Source organism: Mycolicibacterium vaccae NBRC 14118 = CIP 105934 (genome assembly GCF_001552715.1).
GTDB classification, from domain to species: domain Bacteria; phylum Actinomycetota; class Actinomycetes; order Mycobacteriales; family Mycobacteriaceae; genus Mycobacterium; species Mycobacterium vaccae.
This window is the reverse complement of the sequence record NZ_BCRS01000077.1, coordinates 1-16,181: the sequence shown is the minus strand read 5'-3', so window position 1 is coordinate 16,181 and position 16,181 is coordinate 1. Positions and strand designations below refer to the sequence as shown.

The window sequence follows — 16,181 nt, the reverse complement described above, 5'->3', positions numbered from 1 at the left end:
GTCAGAGGGTGGTCAGCGTGGGTTCGGTCTCGCTGTAGGTGTCCACAGGTGACACCGTGACCAGGCCGGTGTCGGAGATCGTGAGCGTGAACACCGACCAGTAGCGTCCGGTCGCCTCGTCGGAGATCGTGAACACGGTGTTGATTCCGCTGACCGAGTCGCGGACGGTGACGCTGGCTTCGGAAACGTCCCATCCGGCCTCGGTGCTGAACCGGTGGACATAGAAGAGGTATTCACCGGGCGTGCGGGTGTAGAGCGTGGTCAGCTCAGGCCCGAACCCGTTCGTGTCGTCGGCGGCGAGGGTGGCGACGAAGGTGCCGTCCGTCTCCCGCAGGTTCCTGTTGCCGTAATAGACGTGGAACTGCCCGCCGCCCGTGCCGGGTCCCACGAGATGTGAGTCCAGATCTCTCGGCGCTGCGCCCCAACGCATCTCGATGGTGATGTTGTCGATGTTCGGGGTGACGGCGACGGTGAAGGTCTGGCTGACGGCGCCGCCGTTGCCGTCGTTGACCGTCACGGTGAAGGTGTCGGTGGCGGGACCGCCCTGTCCGGCCGCGGCACGGGCTGCGGCGGTGGGGGTGTAGACGAACGCCCCGTCGACGATGGTGACGGCGCCCCGGGACGGTGTGCTGACCTCGTAGGTCAGGGGGTCGCCGTCGACGTCCTCTGCGTTCAGGTCGGCGGTGACGACACCGGTGACCGAGTCGGTGACGGGCCTGTCCGGATTCATGGTGGGGGCGTCGTTGACCGCGCCGACGGCGATGGTGACGGTGGTCGTCGGCGCGTGTCCGCCGCGGAACAGCAGGCTGACCAGACCGTGGACATGCCATGCACTCGCCTCGTCGGAGACGGTGTAGGTGAAGGTGTCGGTGCCGTTGAAGTCGGCGTTCGGGGTGTAGGTGAAGGTGCCGTCGGGATTGAGCACGACGGTGCCGTTGGCGGGCTGGGTGAACTTCTTGATCGTCAGCAGGTCGCCGTTGGGGTCGGTGTCGTTGTCCAGCACCGGGATCGTGGTGGGGACGTCCTCGCTGGTGCTTGCGCTGTCGGCGACGGCGTACGGCGCGCTGTTGAAGAACGTGCGGTGGATCTCGCGATGCACGAAAGCCAGCACCCCCCACAGGACGGGCGGATCGGCCGGCGTGCCGGGCGTCGGCGTGAACAGCATGTTCAGGGCTTCGACGGCGATGTTGATCAGTGCGAAGGGTGCACCGAGGATCGCGCCGATCGGTGTGACGGGCTGACGCACCAGTGGCGCCGGCGCCGGCGCCCCGGGTGACGTACTCACTGCGGCAGCAGGATTGGCTATGGTCTCGACGCGGGCGGGCGTGTCGTCGTCCTCGGTGTCGGCGGGCTCGGGTACGTCGACCGCAGGCTCTTCCTCGCGTTCTTCGTCGCGTTCTTCGGTGAGATCCTCCGCAAGCTCGGCCGAGGTCTCGTCCTCTACGGTCGGCTCCGGCTCAGGCTCCGGCTCCGGCTCCGGCTCCGGCTCGGTTTCGTCCTCGACTCCCTCTTCGTCGTCCGCGTCGTCCGCGTCGTCCGCGTCGTCCGCGTCGTCGTCTTCGTCGTCGACTTCGACTTCGTCTTCGAGATCTTCGTCGGCGTCGGCTTCGTCGTCCGCTTCGTCGAGATCTTCGTCGGTGTCGGTCGTGGGTGTGTCCGGGGCGGAGTCGGCCACCGCGGGCTCCGAAGACGAATCGGAGGAACTCGACGGATCGCTCGTCGCGGTCTCCGCCGCGGCCGGACTCGCTATTGCAGTGCCGATCCCCAGCAATACCGCCAACGCACCCACGCGCCCGATGTACTTCGCATGACCCATGACATTCTCCCCGCGTAGATGACGTAGCCAGGTCGGCGAAGCTGATGGTAAGTGATGGCATCCGGGTTTGCTACGGGATCGACAAGGGCAATCCGACGTGGAGGTCCGAACGTGGGCTCAGGTAATCGGCGCACCGCGTAATTTACGTGGAAGAGCAGTAATTCGCCACACCGCAGCAAACCCGCAAATCAAGATCAAAACAGTGTTTGCCAGATCTGCACGCGTTCTCCGCCGGACGTGCCTCTGCCGGCGTCGGCCTGTCTTCGTCTCGACAGTGACTGCACCCGCGCGGCAACGGCGTGTCGTCGCGTGTCGCAGACCGGCATCCGCTGCGAGCGTGCGCTCACGGTCGTGCCCAGGCCCGTGCGCACGACCCTGAGCGCACTCTCGCGGCGTAGGAGAAGAAGACGGCGGCCGGCTAGCCGCGCGGCACCACGATCACCGGCACGTCGACGGCTGCGAGGATCCGGGCCGCCGTCGACCCCAGAAAGATGCGGCGCGGTGCGGCGAACCGGCTCGACCCGACGACCAGCAGATCGCCGTCCTCCCACTGCAGCTTCTTCAGCGCCGACTCCAGCGTCATCCCGTCGGCCACCAGCGACGCGATCTCCGGCGCATCGGGCAGGGCGCGCGCGGCGACCTCCAGGTTCTTCTCGGCGGCCACCCGCTGCAGCGCCCGCACCTCGCGCACGCTGCCGGCCTCGGCGAGGTTCTCCGCCGACACCAGCGACAGCATCCGGATGCGCAGATCGGCCTCACCGGCCAGCGCGATCGCGAAGGGCAACGGGTTGTCGTCGCCCGGCTTGGTCGGCACCGCGGCCGTCACCTCCACGAACGTGTCGTCGGGGTCTTCGGCGTACCCGCGCGGCGCCAGCGCCACGGGGATCGGCGACGAGTGCAGCAGCGACCCGGTCACCGGCCCGATGGTGTGCCCGCCGAAGAACCCGTCCCGCGCACCGCCGACGACGATCATCTCCGAGGACTTCTGCTCGGCGACCTCGATGAGTGTCTGCGCGAACGATTCTCCGACGACCACCGACGACCCCGCGGTGATCCCGTCGGCGGCCAGCGCGTCCACCGCCCGAGCGATCCACTGCTGCCCGCGGTGGACCAGCATCTGCTGGTATTCCAGCCGGCCGGGATGCCCGTCGGGAAGCTCCTCCCGGACGACGAGCACCACGTCGACGGCCGCGGCGAAGGTCCGGGCCATTGCACTGGCCAGTGCAATGCCGTCGTCACCGGTGGGGGTCGCGAGGTATCCGACTGTCAGATGCATTGCGGGGCCTGTCTTTCAGTGCTTTCAGTAGGTGTCGAGAACCTTCACCTCGGTGGTCGCGTTGAGCGTCTCGCCGCGGAAGAACCGCTTGGTGCCGAACGCGAAGCACGCCAGCATCAGCGGGATGCCGAGCACCAGCATCCCCACGCCGAGCACGAACACCCCGCCCAGCGGCCCGAACGCGGTGTAGCCGTAGTCGGGCTGGATCATGTCGTAGGCGCTCTGGAAGAACGCCCACGTCATCGCCAGCGCGCCCAGGAGCGGAAAGATCCCGCGGAAGAACAGGTTTCGTGCGGAGGTGAACAGCGAGCGACGGAAATACCACACGCACGCGTACGCGGTGATGCCGTAGTAGAAGGCCACCGCCAACCCCAGCGAGGCCACCGAATCGGCCAGCGCGTTCTCCGACAGGAACGTCAGCAGCATGTAGAAGAACAGCGCCGAGGCGCCCATCACGATGGTGCCGAACGCCGGCGTCATGTAACGCGGGTGCACCGAGGCGAACCTCTTCGGAATCGCCTCGTAGACCGCCATCGACAGCGTCCCGCGCGCGGTCGGCAGGATTGTGGTCTGGGTCGAGGACAGCGCCGACAACGAGACCGTCAGCAGCAGCGCCGAGGCCGCGACGGCGCCCGCGACCGGCTCGCCGAGGACGGTCAGCACGTCGTCGGTGTTGTTCGGGTTGTTCAGCCCGATGCCCACCTCGCTGAACCCGGCGAACGACTGGATCGCGTAGGCCACCAGCACGTAGGTGCACACCAGGATCACGGTGGTGATCAGCGCCGCGATCCCGGGGGTGCGGCCGGGGTCCTTGGTCTCCTCGCCGACGGCGAGGCAGGCGTCCCAGCCCCAGTAGATGAAGATGCACAGGATCACCGCCGCGGCGATCGACGACGCGTCCAGCCCGCCGGGCCACAGCCACGACAGCTGCGGGGAGATGGCCTGCGCTCCGGCGGTGCCGGAGAACACCCGGACCAGCGCGATGACACTGACGAGGATCAGCACCCCGAACTGGATCGTGATCAACACGTTCTGCACGCGCTCGCTGACCACGATGCCGCGGGCCGACAGCAACGTCATCGCGATGATGAAGAACGACCCGAGCGACACTTTCGCCAACACGTTCTCGGCGAGGTCGTCCAGACCGAGGAAGTCGAACAGGTAGATCGCGGCGATCTCGGCGACGTTGGCCAGCACGATGATCGCCGAGACGGCCAGCCCCCATCCGCCGATCCAACCGATCCACGGCCCGAAAGCCTTGGTGCCCCAGGTGAACGTGGTGCCGCAGTCCGGCGTGTCCTGGGACAGCTCCTTGTAGGCGAACGCGACGAGCAGCATCGGGATGAACGCGAGCACGAACATCGACGGCGCCTTCTCCCCGACCGCGAGCACCACGTAGCCGAGGGTGGCGGCCAGGCTGTAGGCCGGGGCGACGGCGGCAAGGCCGATCACGACGTTGCCCACCAGGCCGAGCGCGCCGGCCTGAAGACCCTTGCCGCCGACCACGGGGATCGGCGGCTGCTCCCTGATAGCCATTTGCGCAATATACGGTTCGCCGGGTCGCCGCACCCACGGTACGGAATCCTTGCTGCGGCAGATCTTTGCCGTCACAACGGTATCCGGGCCCGCGCGTTCTAGACTCGTGTCATGACCGCGAGCGCGCGCGTCGGCGAATTCGAGCAGCTGCGGCCACACCTGATGTCGGTGGCCTACCGCCTCACCGGCACGGTGGCCGATGCCGAGGACGTCGTGCAGGATGCCTGGCTGCGCTGGGATACCCATCGCGCCACCGCGATCGACGACCTCAAGGCGTGGCTGACCACGGTGGTGAGCCGGCTGGCCCTGGACCGGTTGCGCTCGGCGGCGCACCGCCGCGAGACCTACGTCGGTGAGTGGCTGCCGGAGCCGGTGGTCACGGGATTCGACGGCGCCGATCCGCTGGCCTCGGTGGTGGCCGGCGAGGACGCGCGGTTCGCCGCAATGGTGGTGCTGGAGAACCTGACTCCCGACCAGCGGGTGGCGTTCGTGTTGCACGACGGTTTCGCGGTGCCGTTCCCCGAGATCGCGACGGTGCTCGGCTCGTCGGCCGAGTCGGCCCGCCAGCTCGCCTCCCGCGCGCGCCGCGCGGTCTCGGCCGCTCCACCGCCCGCTGCCGACCACGCCGAAGTGGTGGGAAAGCTGTTGGAAGCCATGGCTTCCGGCGATCTCGGCAAGGTCGTCGGGCTGCTGCACCCGGATGTCACGTTCACCGGTGACTCGAACCGCAGGGCGCCCACCGCCGCGCGCGTGGTCTCCGGCAGCGACAAGGTGGCCCGCCTGCTGCTCGGGCTGCGGCGGCGGTACGGCGCGCAGCGGCTGCTCGGCAGCGGACTGCTCGGGCTGGTCAACGGGGAGCTCGGGTTGTACTCGCCCGGCGCGGAGGCCACCGACGACGCGCCGGCGATAGCGCCCCGCATCCAGGCGATGACGGTGCGCGACGGGCGGGTGGTGGCGATCTACGACATCGCCAACCCGGACAAGTTCACCGGTTCGCCGCTGAACCCTGCTGATCCGAGCCGGCCCACGGCACCCGGCAGGCATCCCCGGAGCTGAACCCCTGCTCGGTGATTCCTAGTGCGGCGTTCATCCGCGCCCGCATGTTCTCGACGCCGATCTGGTAGGTCAGCTCGATGACCCCGTCGGCGCCGAAACGGCGGCGCAGATCGGCCACCTGTGCGTCGGTGACCGTGTGCGGGTCGGTGGTCATCGCGGCGGCGTAGGCGATCGCCGCGCGCTCGTCGCCGGTGAACCGGGGGGAGTTCGCGTAGTCGTCGATCTCGGTCAGCCGCGCCATGTCCAGGCCGTCCAGGCGCATCAGCATCGCGCCGAAGTCGACACACCACGAGCAGCCGATCTGCCGGGCGGTCCAGTAGACGGCGAGCTCGCGCACGCCGGCGGGCAATGTGGTCGAGGCCCGGTCCAGCATCCCCTCGTGCACCGCGCCGGCCAGCATCAGCCGCGGATGATGCGCGTAGATCGCGAACGGCTCGGGCACCTCACCGAAGCGGCGCTTGGCGAAGCGCCACAGCAGCCGGGTGCGCAGCGGGGCGCGGTCGGGGGACAGGGGTTCGATGCGTGTGGTCGTCATACAGGTGAGACGAACCGGACCGCCCAGGTGTGACAGAAATCCGACGTCCGATCCCGACAGGTTTCCGTGCGGGGCCCGCAGGGAAGACGCTGAGGTCATCATCGGCGCCGGGTGATCCGGCGGTATCGAGAAGAGGCGCCGTCTGCTGCACCGAATTGCGTTGTGGGCCATCGCGGCACCGCGCCGCATCGTGGCCGTCGCCGTCATGCTCATGATCGGCGCCGCGATCTTCGGTGTGCCGGTGGTGGGCAGCCTCGCCAGCGGCGGGTTCCAGGACCCGACGTCGGAATCGGCCCGCGCCACCCGCATCCTGATCGACACGTTCGGTCGTGGGGACATGCAGCTCGTCCTGACCGTCAGCGATCCGCAGGGCGCCGACGCCCCTGCCGCCCGGGACACCGGACAGGCCATCGCCGCACGCCTGGAGGCCGACCCTGCTGTGGTCAGCGTGACCTCCACCTGGACCGCCCCACCCGGTCAGGCCGGCGTGCTGACCTCCGAGGACGGGCGCACCGGCCTGGTCATCGCCGAACTGCGCGGCGACGAGAACGTCGCCCCCCGCCGTGCCCAGGCGCTGGTCGACGACATCACCGCCACCGTGGTGCCGCGGCATCCGGGCGTCACGGTGCTGGCCGGCGGGTCGACGATCGTCTACGAGCAGATCAACGACCAGACGCAGCGCGATGTGCTGCTGATGGAGGCGATCGCGATCCCGCTGAGCTTCCTGGTACTGGTGTGGGTGTTCAAGGGGCTGCTGGCCGCGGCGTTGCCGGTGGCGGTCGGCGGCCTGGCCATCGTGTCGACCATGTCGGTGCTGCGCGTCATCGCGACGGTCACCGACGTGTCGATCTTCGCGCTGAATCTGGCCACCGCACTGGGGCTTGCGCTGGCCATCGACTACACGCTGCTGATCGTCAGCCGGTTCCGCGACGAGATCGCCACAGGCGCGGACCGGGACCGCGCGCTGATCACCACGATGACGACCGCGGGCCGCACCGTGCTGTTCTCCGCGCTGACCGTCGCGCTGTCGATGGCGACGCTGGTGTTGTTCCCGATGTACTTCCTGAAGTCGTTCGCCTATGCCGGCGTCGCCACGGTCGTGTTGTGCGCCGCGGCCGCGATCGTGGTCACCCCTGCGGCGATCGTGCTGGCCGGTCCCCGGCTCGACGCGTTCGACGTCCGCCGTCTGGTCCGGCGCACCGCGCCGGCGGACCGGCCGGTGCAACAGAACTTCTGGTACCGCTCGACGAAGTTCGTGATGGGCCGCGCGGTGCCGGTGGGGCTGGCCGGGGTGGTGCTGCTGGTCGCTCTCGGCCTGCCGTTCCTGGGGGTGACGTGGGGGGTGGCCGACGACCGGGTGCTGCCCGCGTCGGCGTCCGCGCATCAGGTGGGCGACATGTTGCGCGCCGACTTCTCCGACAACTCCGAGACCGCGCTGACGGTCGTGGTGCCCGACGCCGCAGGCCTGACACCGCAGGACTTCGACCGTTTCGCCACCGAGGCGTCGGCGATCGAGGACGTGTCGATGGTCAGCGCGCCGACGGGCACGTTCGCCGACGGCCGCCGGGTGGGGCCGGTCACCGGCGCGGCCGGTCAGCGGGGCGGCGCGGCGTTCCTGACCGTCGGCAGTAACGCGCCGCCGTTCTCGGCGGAGTCCGAACGCCAGCTCGACCGGCTGCGCGCGCTCGGCGGCCCCGGCGGGCGCGCTGTCGAGGTCACCGGGATCGCTCAGATCAACAGAGACAGCGTCGATTCGATCACCGCGCGGCTGCCGTTGGTGCTCGGCATCATCGCGGCGATCACCTTCGTGCTGCTGTTCATGCTCACCGGCAGCGTGGTACTGCCGGTCAAGGCGCTGGTGCTCAACGCGCTGTCGTTGTCGGCGGCGTTCGGCGCGCTGGTGTGGATCTTCCAGGACGGCCATCTCGGCGCGCTCGGCACGACACCGACCGGGACGCTGGTCGTCAACATGCCGGTGCTGCTGTTCTGTGTCGCGTTCGGGCTGTCCATGGACTACGAGGTCTTCCTGATCGCCCGCATCCGCGAGTTCTGGCTCGCGGGTGGGGGGCAGGACAACGATGAGAGTGTGGCGTTGGGGCTGGCGCACACCGGCAGGGTGGTCACCGCGGCGGCGTTGATCATGTCGGTCTCGTTCGGGGCGCTCATCGCCGCGCAGGTGTCGTTCATGCGGATGTTCGGTCTCGGCCTGATGCTCGCCGTGCTGATTGATGCCACTCTGGTACGGATGGTGCTGCTGCCGGCATTGATGCATCTGATGGGGCGCTGGAACTGGTGGGCGCCGCCCCCGCTCGCGCGTTGGCATGCCCGCTTCGACGCCGGTCCGCGGCATTCTGCCCGCCGCCAGGTGCGGCGGACCGGGCGTGCGGCCGCGGTGACGAAATAAATGACACATCCGACCAATCCGGGGGGACCGCGGTTCCGAATGGAAGCCATAGCACTCAGGTCGAGATGAAGAGGGGACGCGGTTGAACAGGGGTGAACTCGCCGGCTTGCAGTTGGCGGAGCCGGGTCTGAGGGACTGGCGGCAGAATGTCCGGGCGGCGGTCCGGGAACATCTTGAGGACTTCGTCCGTGGGGAGTGCGTGCGCCGGCTGGACAGAGCCGGGGTCGACGTCGCCGGGGACCTGCTGGCCGGGTTCCTCGACGGCGGCAAGTACGTGCGCTCGACGTTCATGTACCTGGGCTGGCTGTGCGGCGCCGAGGAGGACGAGGCCGCGCTGCGGGCGTCGGCGAGCCTGGAGCTGTTGCACACCTTCGCGCTGATCCAGGACGACGTGATGGACAACTCCGCGCTGCGCCGGGCCCGCCCCACCGCGCACGTGGTGTTCGGGCGGTGGCACCGCGACAACGGTCTGGCCGGCTCGGCGAGCCGGTTCGGTGAGTCCGCGGCGATCCTGCTCGGCGACCTGTGTCTGGTGTGGGCCGAGGAGATGTTGCGCCGCAGCGGAGTTGGGGACGACGCGCTGGCCCGGGTGCTGCCCCGCTATGACGACATGCGCACGGAGCTGGCGGTCGGCCAGCTGTCGGACCTGCTCAACAGCTGCCAGACGTTCCCGACCCTGCCTGAGGTGCTCGACGTGCTGCGCCGCAAGTCCGGCAACTACACGGTGCGCCGGCCCCTGGAGCTCGGCGCCGCGATGGCCGGCTGCGGCCCCGACGTGTCGGACGCACTGTCCGGATACGGCGCCGCGATCGGCGAGGCGTTCCAGTTGCGCGACGACATCCTCGGGGTGTTCGGATCGCCCTCTCTGACCGGCAAACCCGCGCGCAGCGACATGGAGGAGGGCAAGGCCACCAGCGTCATCGTCGCGGCCTACGAACTGGCCGGGGCGGGCCTGCGGCGCCAGCTGGCCGAGCTGATGCGCAGCCCGGAGGTCGACGCCGACGCGGTGGCGCGCTGGCGCACGCTGATCATGGCCAGCGGCGCCGTGCAGTGGATCGAGGAGCAGATCGGCCGGCGGCACGACGCGGCGCTGCGCTTCCTCGACGGTGCCCACATCCCCGAGGTGCCCCGCGCCGCGCTGGCCGAGATGGCCGTCGCCTGCACCCAGCGGGCCGCCTGATGCGCGCACTGAGCGGGAGAACCGACCGCGTCGTCGTGGTCGGCGCCGGGCTGTCCGGGCTGTCGGCGGCGATGCAACTGGCCGGCCGCGGCCGTTCGGTCACCGTCGTCGAGCGCGGTCTGCATCCCGGCGGCCGCGTCGGCCGCGCCGACGTCAACGGCTACCGGCTCGACACCGGCCCGACGGTGCTGACCATGCCCGACATCATCGACGAGGCGTTCGCCGCGGTCGGGGAGTCGCTGGCCGACTGCCTGCCGATGGACCCGGTACACCCGGCCTATCACGCGAAGTTCGCCGACGGCAGCGCACTGCAGGTGCACACCGACGCGGCGGCGATGGCGGCCGAGATCGAACGGTTCGCCGGGCGTGCGGAGGCCGACGGCTATCTGCGGCTGCGGGACTGGCTGACCAAGCTGTACCGCACCGAGTTCGACGGGTTCATCGCCGACAACTTCGACTCGCCGCTGTCGCTGCTGACGCCGTCGCTGGCGCGCCTGGTCGCGCTCGGCGGGTTCCGCCGGTGGGAGCCCGTGGTGCGCCGGTTCCTCAGCGACGAACGGCTGCTGCGGGTGTTCACCTTCCAGGCCCTCTACGCCGGGGTGCCGCCGCAGAGCGCGCTGGCCGTGTACGCGGTGATCGCCTACATGGACACCGTGGCAGGGGTGTACTTCCCGCGCGGCGGGATGCGCGCGCTGCCCGATGCGATGGCTGCGGCCGCCAGCCGCGCCGGTGTCGAATTCGTTTACGGTGCACCGGTTTCGGAGCTGGAGTTCAGCGGGTCGCGGGTCGCGGCGGTGCGCACCCTCGACGGTCTGCGGGTGCCGGCGGACGCGGTGGTGCTGACCACCGAGCTGCCCGACACCTACCAGCTGATCGGCCGCACGCCGCGACGGCCGCTGCGGCTGCGGCCCGCGCCGTCGGCGGTGGTCGCCCACGTCGGCTGCAGAGCCGTCGGTGACGGTGCCGGTCAGGAAGCCGGCCACCACACCATCCTGTTCGGGGACGCGTGGAAGCAGACCTTCCGCGACATCATCGACGACGGCAAAGTGATGGGGGACCCGTCGCTGCTGGTGACCCGCCCGACCGCCGGTGATCCGTCGCTGGCGCCGCCCGGGCGTGACCTGCTCTACGTGCTGGCTCCGGCCCCCAACACCGAAATCGGCTCAATGGACTGGGACGCCGCCGGATCGGGGTATGTCCAACAGATGCTGTCCGCGGTGCGCGACCGGATGCCCGGTGTCGGCGACGACGCCGAGCTGCTGCACGTGGTCACCCCGGCCGACTGGCGCCGCCAGGGGATGGCGGCGGGCACCCCGTTCGCGCTCGCACACACCTTCGCCCAGACCGGGCCGTTCCGCCCGGCCAACACCGTGCGCGGCGTCGACAACGTCGTGCTGGCCGGATCGTCCACCGTCCCCGGGGTCGGGGTTCCGACCGCGATCCTGTCCGGCCGCCTGGCCGCCGACCGGATCACCGGCATTCCCGTTCGCCGTCTCACCTCGGAGGTCAACCACTCATGATCAAGATGGAGCTCGACGCCGCAGGGGTGCGCGACCCGGAACTGCGCGAGGCATACCGGCAGTGCCGGACCATCAACGCCCAGCACGGCAAGACGTTCTACCTCGCCACCCGGCTGCTGGCGCCCAAGCAGCGGCCGGCGGTGCACGCGCTGTACGGGTTCGCCCGGGTCGCCGACGACATCCTCGACGATCTGGCCGGGACGGCGACGATCGAGCAGCGCGCCGAGCGGCTGCAGGAGCTGTCGACGCGGCTGTTCAGCAGTCTCGTCGACCGGCAGTCCTGTGACGGTGATCCGATCCTGACCGCCGTGGTGCACACCGCGCGCACCTACGACATCGGCTGGGACCTGTTCGACGATTTCCTGGCGGCGATGCGGATGGACCTGACGGTCACCGACTATCCCGACCGGCAGTCCCTGGACCGCTACATGCACGGCTCGGCCGAGGTGATCGGCCTGCAGATGCTGCCCGTGCTGGGCACCGTGGTCCCCCGCGAGGAGTCGGCGCCGTATGCCGCCGCGCTGGGCAAAGCGTTCCAGCTGACGAACTTCCTGCGCGACGTCGACGAGGACCTGACCAGGGGACGGGTGTACCTGCCCGCCGACGAGCTGGCCGCCCACGGCGTGGACCGCGAGCTGCTGAGCTGGTGTCAGGCCAACCGGCGCACCGACGGCCGGGTGCGCGCCGCGCTGGCCGAGCAGCACGCGATCGCGCGGCAGGTCTACGACCAGGCCAGGCCCGGGATCGCCACGCTGGCGCCGCCGTCGCGTCCCTGCGTGGCGGCCGCGCTGACGCTGTACTCCGACATCCTGGCCCGGATCGAGGCGATCGACTTCGAGATCTTCGGCCGGCGTGCGACGGTGGGCAAGCCACGACGATTGGCCGTCGCTGTGGCGGGCATCGGTAAGGCATGGGTCAACCGAGTGCGACTCAGGAGAGTGTGAGGGTGGATCAGTGGCATTTCAGCGGGCATTTCGGCGGGCATCTCAACGGATCTGATCGTCGGCGCCAGACCTGGCCCGCTCACCCCGGCCGCGCGTCGGCGGGTGAGGGCCGGCCGCGCGTCGTCGTCATCGGCGGCGGCATCGCAGGTCTGGCCGCGGCCACCGGGCTGACCGAACGCGGGGTCGCGGTCGACGTCGTGGAGAAGCAGGACTATCTCGGCGGGCGGGTAGGCGGCTGGCCGGACGCGCTGGAGGACGGTACTCCGGTGGCGATGAACCGTGGCTTCCACGCGTTCTTCCGGCAGTACTACAACCTGCGGGCGATGTTGCAGCGCAGCGATCCCGGGCTGACTGCGCTGACACCGGTCGAGGACTACCCGCTGATCGACGGGGCCGGCAGGCAGGACACGTTCCGCGGGCTCCCGCAGACCCCGCCGTTGAACGCGTTGGCTTTCGCGTTGCGCAGCCCCACGTTCCGGTTGCGTGACCTGGTCCGGCTGGACGCCAAGGCCGCCGCCCCGCTGGCCACGGTGTCGGTTCCCGAGACCTACGACCTGCTCGACGACCGCGATGCGGCAACCTTCCTGCGCGACATCAATTTTCCCGAGGCGGCGCGGCACCTGGCGTTCGAGGTGTTCGCGCGCAGCTTCTTCGCGCGGCCGGAGACGCTGTCGGCCGGGGAACTGGTCACCATGTTCCACATCTACTTCCTGGGCTCCAGTGAGGGCCTGATCTTCGACGTTGCCAACGCGAACTTCGATGTGGCGCTGTGGAATCCGCTGCGCCGGTATCTGGAGGGCCGCGGCGTGGTGTTCCACACCGGGGCCGAGGTCGACACCGTCGCCGTCGCCGACGGGGTGACTGTGACCGGCGCGGGCGGCCGGACATGGTCGGCGGACGCCGCGGTGCTGGCCACCGACGTCGGCGCACTGCAGCGGCTGGTCGCGGCCTCGCCGACCCTCGGGGACCCGGGGTGGCGCGAACAGGTCGCCGCGATGGGCACCGCGCCGCCGTTCGTGGTGCTGCGATTGTGGCTGGACCGTCCGGTGCGCCCCGACCGTGCGGCGTTCGTCGCCACCGGTGGCCGCGAACCGCTCGACAACATCAGCGTGCTCGAGCGCTATGAACGCGAGTCGACCGAATGGTGCTCCCGCACAGGCGGTTCGGTGGTTGAGCTGCATGCCTACTCGGTCACCGAGGGTGACACCGAGGTGCGCAGCCGGCTGCTCGCCCGGATGCATGAGCTCTACCCCGAGACCGCGGGCGCGACGATCGTGGCCGAACGGCTGCTCCGCCGCGCCGACTGCCCGCGGTTCGCCCCGGGCGATTTCGCCGACCGGCCGACCGTGGCGACACCCGATCCGCGGGTGGTGCTCGCCGGTGACGGGATCCGCATCGACCTGCCGGTGGCGCTGATGGAACGCGCGGCGACGACCGGCTGGACCGCCGCCAACGAGCTGCTCGCCGGCTTCGGCCTGGCCGGGCACGCACTGCACACCGTCCCGAACCAGGGCCGGTCGGCGGTATTGCGAAGGCTTGCCACCTCGGCCGGGGGTGCGCGGTGAACACGTTGACCGGAATGCGGGCCAGGCTGGCCAAGGCGTGGCCGTTCGAGGTGGTGCGGGCCCCGTCGTGGGCAGCGCAGACGCCGACCTATCAGGACGCCAACCCGGCGGTGATCGACGCGGCGCTGCGGCGCGCGCTGCGTCGCCCGGGCGGAAACTGGTTCGTCGTCGCGGCGAGTTCGCAGATCACCACGAAGGCGTACGGAACCACGGTGGCCGGCAGGCAACTGGTGGCGTGGCGCGGTGCCGACGGCGGCCTGCTGGTGGCCCCGCGCGCCTGCCCGCATCTGGGCGCGGACCTGGCGACCGCGCCGGTGGACTGCGGCACGCTGGTCTGCCCGTGGCACGGGTTGCGGCTGGGCGAACGTCGGCACGGCTCGTGGAAGCCCTACCCGGCCCACGACGACGGTGTGCTGTGCTGGGTCCGGCTGGATGCCCGGTCCGACGCCGAATCCGGTGCCGAAGTAGACGTTTCGGCCCCGACGGATGCGCCGGTCGTCCCGGTCCGGCCCGGACAGCCGTCGCTGGCGGCGGTGACCCGGCTGGAGGGGGTCTGCGAACCGCGCGACATCGTCGCCAACCGCCTGGATCCGTGGCACGGCGCGTGGTTTCACCCATACTCGTTCACCCAGCTGCGGGTGATCAGCGCGCCGCCTGCCGACGACGGCCTGGCCGAGGACCTGGACAGGTTCCTGGTCGAGGTCACGTTCCACATCGGCAAGCTGGGCGTGCCGGTGATCGCCGAGTTCACCACGCCCGGACCGCGCACGGTGGTCATGCGCATCATCGAGGGGGAGGGCCGCGGAAGCGTCGTCGAGACCCACGCCACCCCGCTGGGCCCGGGCCCGGACGGGCGGCCCCGCACCGCGGTGATCGAAGCGGCGATCGCCCACTCCGACCGGCCGCGGTTCGGGACCGGACTGGTCGCGGCGCCGCTGATCCGGCCGCTGATGCGACGCGCCGCGAACCGGCTGTGGCGCGACGACCTGGCGTACGCCGAGCGGCTCTTCGAGCTCAGGAGCTAGCTCTGATGTCCGATCCCGGCCCGGTCCAGCAGCGGGACCTGTTCGGCGGCCCACGGGCTGATCGCCCAGCTCAACTGTGCCGCCGCCCGCAACTGCGACCACGGCACCCACGCGTAGTCGGCGACCTCGTCGGGCGCGGGACGCACCGGACCGACGGCGCGCCCGCAGTACACCGGGCACACCTCGTTCTCCACGACGCCGTCGGCGGCCACCGCGTAGTAGCGGAAATCGGGCAGCACACAACGCAGCCCGGCGATCTGCAACCCGAGCTCCTGGTGCACCCGGCGGGTCACGGCCTCGTCCAGCGCCTCGTCGGGGGCGGGATGCCCGCAGCAGGTGTTGGTCCAGATGCCGGGGAACGTGCGCTTGTGCAGGGCGCGGCGCGTCAGCAGAACGCGGCCCGTGCCGTCGAAGAGGTAGCAGGAGAAGGCCAGATGAAGCGGGGTGGACGCATGGTGGACCTGCGATTTGGGTGCCGACCCGATGGTCTGGCCGTCGTCGTCGAGAAGGACCACCATCTCGGCGGTGTCGATTGGGTGCATGTTCGTGATTCGTCGCCGCTGCCGGTCCGGATCGGTGCCACCTCGGGGGGTGTCCGATGGCGGTAGTGCTGGCCTACACCGCGCCGGCGATCGGTCACCTGTTCCCGTTCTCGGCGCTGCTGCAGGAGATGTCGGCGCGCGGCCACGAGATCAACGTGCGCACCATGGCCTCGGGCGTGGATATGTGCCTGGGCATGGGCTTCAAGGCCGCGGCGGTGGATCCGCGCATCGAGGCGCTGCAGAGCGCGCACACCACCAGCGGGGTGCTCAGGTCGGCGCAGGAGACGGTGCGCGTGCTGACCGAACGGGCCGGACACGAGGTCGACGACTTCGCCGACGCGGTGCGCGCGGTGGATCCCGACGTGATCCTGGTGGACGCGAACTGCTGGGGCGCGATGTCGGCCGCGGAGGCGCAGACGCGCCCGTGGTTGGTCTTCTCGCCGTTCATCCCGTACCTGCGCTCGCCGGGCTCGCCGCCGTTCGGTGCCGGCGCGCGTCCGTGGCCGGGCCCGTTGGGCGCGGTGCGCGACCTGGGTGTCGGCGCCGTCACCCAGTTCGTCTTCGACCGGCCCTTCCGTGCCGGGATACGTTCGGTGCGAACGTCATTGGGTCTGCCCGAGGTCGGCTCGGCCGATGAGCTGCTGCGCCACGCACCCCGCATCCTGGTGCCCACCGGTAAACCGTTCGAGTACCGGCATACCGACTGGGGCCCGACCGTCGACCTGATCGGTCCGGCGATCTTCGACCCGCCGGCACCGGCGCCGGACTGGCTCGACGACATC

At 70.2% G+C, this 16,181-nt stretch carries 13 protein-coding genes; 8 read left to right on the top strand and 5 right to left on the bottom strand.

Going from position 1 to position 16,181, the window contains the following annotated elements:
- Nucleotide 1: 1 nt before the first annotated feature.
- The 3 genes from MVA01S_RS16035 to MVA01S_RS16025 form a co-directional block, all read right to left on the bottom strand.
- On the bottom strand, nt 2-1,816 hold the full coding sequence (locus MVA01S_RS16035) for an Ig-like domain-containing protein (RefSeq protein ID WP_144033031.1): 1,815 nt from the start codon (nt 1,814-1,816) through the stop codon (nt 2-4).
- A 418-nt stretch (nt 1,817-2,234) separates the two neighbouring features.
- Nucleotides 2,235-3,092: a universal stress protein gene (locus tag MVA01S_RS16030; protein WP_003929325.1), complete on the bottom strand. Its 858-nt coding sequence runs from the start codon at nt 3,090-3,092 to the stop codon at nt 2,235-2,237.
- 24 nt (nt 3,093-3,116) lie between these two features.
- Nucleotides 3,117-4,628 (bottom strand): APC family permease, encoded by a 1,512-nt coding sequence (locus MVA01S_RS16025; RefSeq protein ID WP_040540495.1) that lies wholly within the window; start codon nt 4,626-4,628, stop codon nt 3,117-3,119.
- A 111-nt stretch (nt 4,629-4,739) separates the two neighbouring features.
- Between MVA01S_RS16025 and MVA01S_RS16020 the strand changes: the two genes are divergently transcribed.
- Nucleotides 4,740-5,684 carry a sigma-70 family RNA polymerase sigma factor gene (locus MVA01S_RS16020; RefSeq protein ID WP_060941637.1) on the top strand — a complete coding sequence of 315 codons (945 nt, stop codon included), beginning with the start codon at nt 4,740-4,742 and terminating at the stop codon, nt 5,682-5,684.
- Here the strand turns inward: MVA01S_RS16020 and MVA01S_RS16015 are convergent.
- Entirely contained in the window at nt 5,614-6,219 is a 606-nt protein-coding gene (locus MVA01S_RS16015) for a carboxymuconolactone decarboxylase family protein (RefSeq protein ID WP_040540492.1), read from the bottom strand. The two genes, MVA01S_RS16020 and MVA01S_RS16015, sit on opposite strands and share 71 nt — an antisense overlap.
- A 142-nt stretch (nt 6,220-6,361) precedes the next feature.
- Between MVA01S_RS16015 and MVA01S_RS16010 the strand changes: the two genes are divergently transcribed.
- From MVA01S_RS16010 to MVA01S_RS15985, 6 genes are all read left to right on the top strand, one after another.
- Complete coding sequence (locus MVA01S_RS16010) at nt 6,362-8,623, top strand: MMPL family transporter (protein ID WP_110765578.1); 2,262 nt, start codon at nt 6,362-6,364, stop codon at nt 8,621-8,623.
- A gap of 82 nt (nt 8,624-8,705) precedes the next feature.
- Nucleotides 8,706-9,803, top strand: a complete 1,098-nt coding sequence (locus MVA01S_RS16005) for a polyprenyl synthetase family protein (RefSeq protein ID WP_003929487.1) — start codon at nt 8,706-8,708, stop codon at nt 9,801-9,803.
- The gene (gene crtI / locus MVA01S_RS16000) at nt 9,803-11,323 is read left to right on the top strand and encodes a phytoene desaturase family protein (protein WP_003929488.1); all 1,521 of its coding nucleotides are present in this window, start codon (nt 9,803-9,805) and stop codon (nt 11,321-11,323) included. Before MVA01S_RS16005 ends, crtI begins: the two co-directional genes overlap by 1 nt.
- A complete protein-coding gene (locus MVA01S_RS15995) occupies nt 11,320-12,267 on the top strand; it encodes a phytoene/squalene synthase family protein (RefSeq protein WP_003929489.1) in 948 nt (315 codons plus the stop codon). The genes crtI and MVA01S_RS15995 overlap by 4 nt, the downstream gene beginning before the upstream one ends.
- Nucleotides 12,268-12,269: 2 nt before the next feature.
- A complete protein-coding gene (locus tag MVA01S_RS15990; protein ID WP_003929490.1) occupies nt 12,270-13,832 on the top strand; it encodes an FAD-dependent oxidoreductase in 1,563 nt (520 codons plus the stop codon).
- Complete coding sequence (locus MVA01S_RS15985; protein ID WP_003929491.1) at nt 13,829-14,857, top strand: DUF5914 domain-containing protein; 1,029 nt, start codon at nt 13,829-13,831, stop codon at nt 14,855-14,857. Before MVA01S_RS15990 ends, MVA01S_RS15985 begins: the two co-directional genes overlap by 4 nt.
- On the opposite strand, the gene idi is transcribed toward MVA01S_RS15985, so the two are convergent.
- On the bottom strand, nt 14,854-15,399 hold the full coding sequence (idi, locus tag MVA01S_RS15980; protein ID WP_003929492.1) for an isopentenyl-diphosphate Delta-isomerase: 546 nt from the start codon (nt 15,397-15,399) through the stop codon (nt 14,854-14,856). The genes MVA01S_RS15985 and idi overlap by 4 nt on opposite strands.
- A 56-nt stretch (nt 15,400-15,455) precedes the next feature.
- Here idi and MVA01S_RS15975 point away from each other — a divergent pair.
- The coding region (locus MVA01S_RS15975; protein ID WP_494337729.1) for a glycosyltransferase family protein at nt 15,456-16,181 on the top strand (726 nt) is incomplete at its 3' end.

Excerpts from the sequence above, each read along its gene's own strand:
- idi (WP_003929492.1), bottom strand. The coding sequence starts at position 15,399 with ATGCACCCAATCGACACCGCCGAGATGGTGGTCCTTCTCGACGACGAC.
- MVA01S_RS16020 (WP_060941637.1), top strand. The coding sequence starts at position 4,740 with ATGACCGCGAGCGCGCGCGTCGGCGAATTCGAGCAGCTGCGGCCACAC.
- MVA01S_RS15995 (WP_003929489.1), top strand. The coding sequence starts at position 11,320 with ATGATCAAGATGGAGCTCGACGCCGCAGGGGTGCGCGACCCGGAACTG.
- MVA01S_RS16030 (WP_003929325.1), bottom strand. The coding sequence starts at position 3,092 with ATGCATCTGACAGTCGGATACCTCGCGACCCCCACCGGTGACGACGGC.
- crtI (WP_003929488.1), top strand. The coding sequence starts at position 9,803 with ATGCGCGCACTGAGCGGGAGAACCGACCGCGTCGTCGTGGTCGGCGCC.
- MVA01S_RS16025 (WP_040540495.1), bottom strand. The coding sequence starts at position 4,628 with ATGGCTATCAGGGAGCAGCCGCCGATCCCCGTGGTCGGCGGCAAGGGT.
- MVA01S_RS16035 (WP_144033031.1), bottom strand. The coding sequence starts at position 1,816 with ATGGGTCATGCGAAGTACATCGGGCGCGTGGGTGCGTTGGCGGTATTG.
- MVA01S_RS16015 (WP_040540492.1), bottom strand. The coding sequence starts at position 6,219 with ATGACGACCACACGCATCGAACCCCTGTCCCCCGACCGCGCCCCGCTG.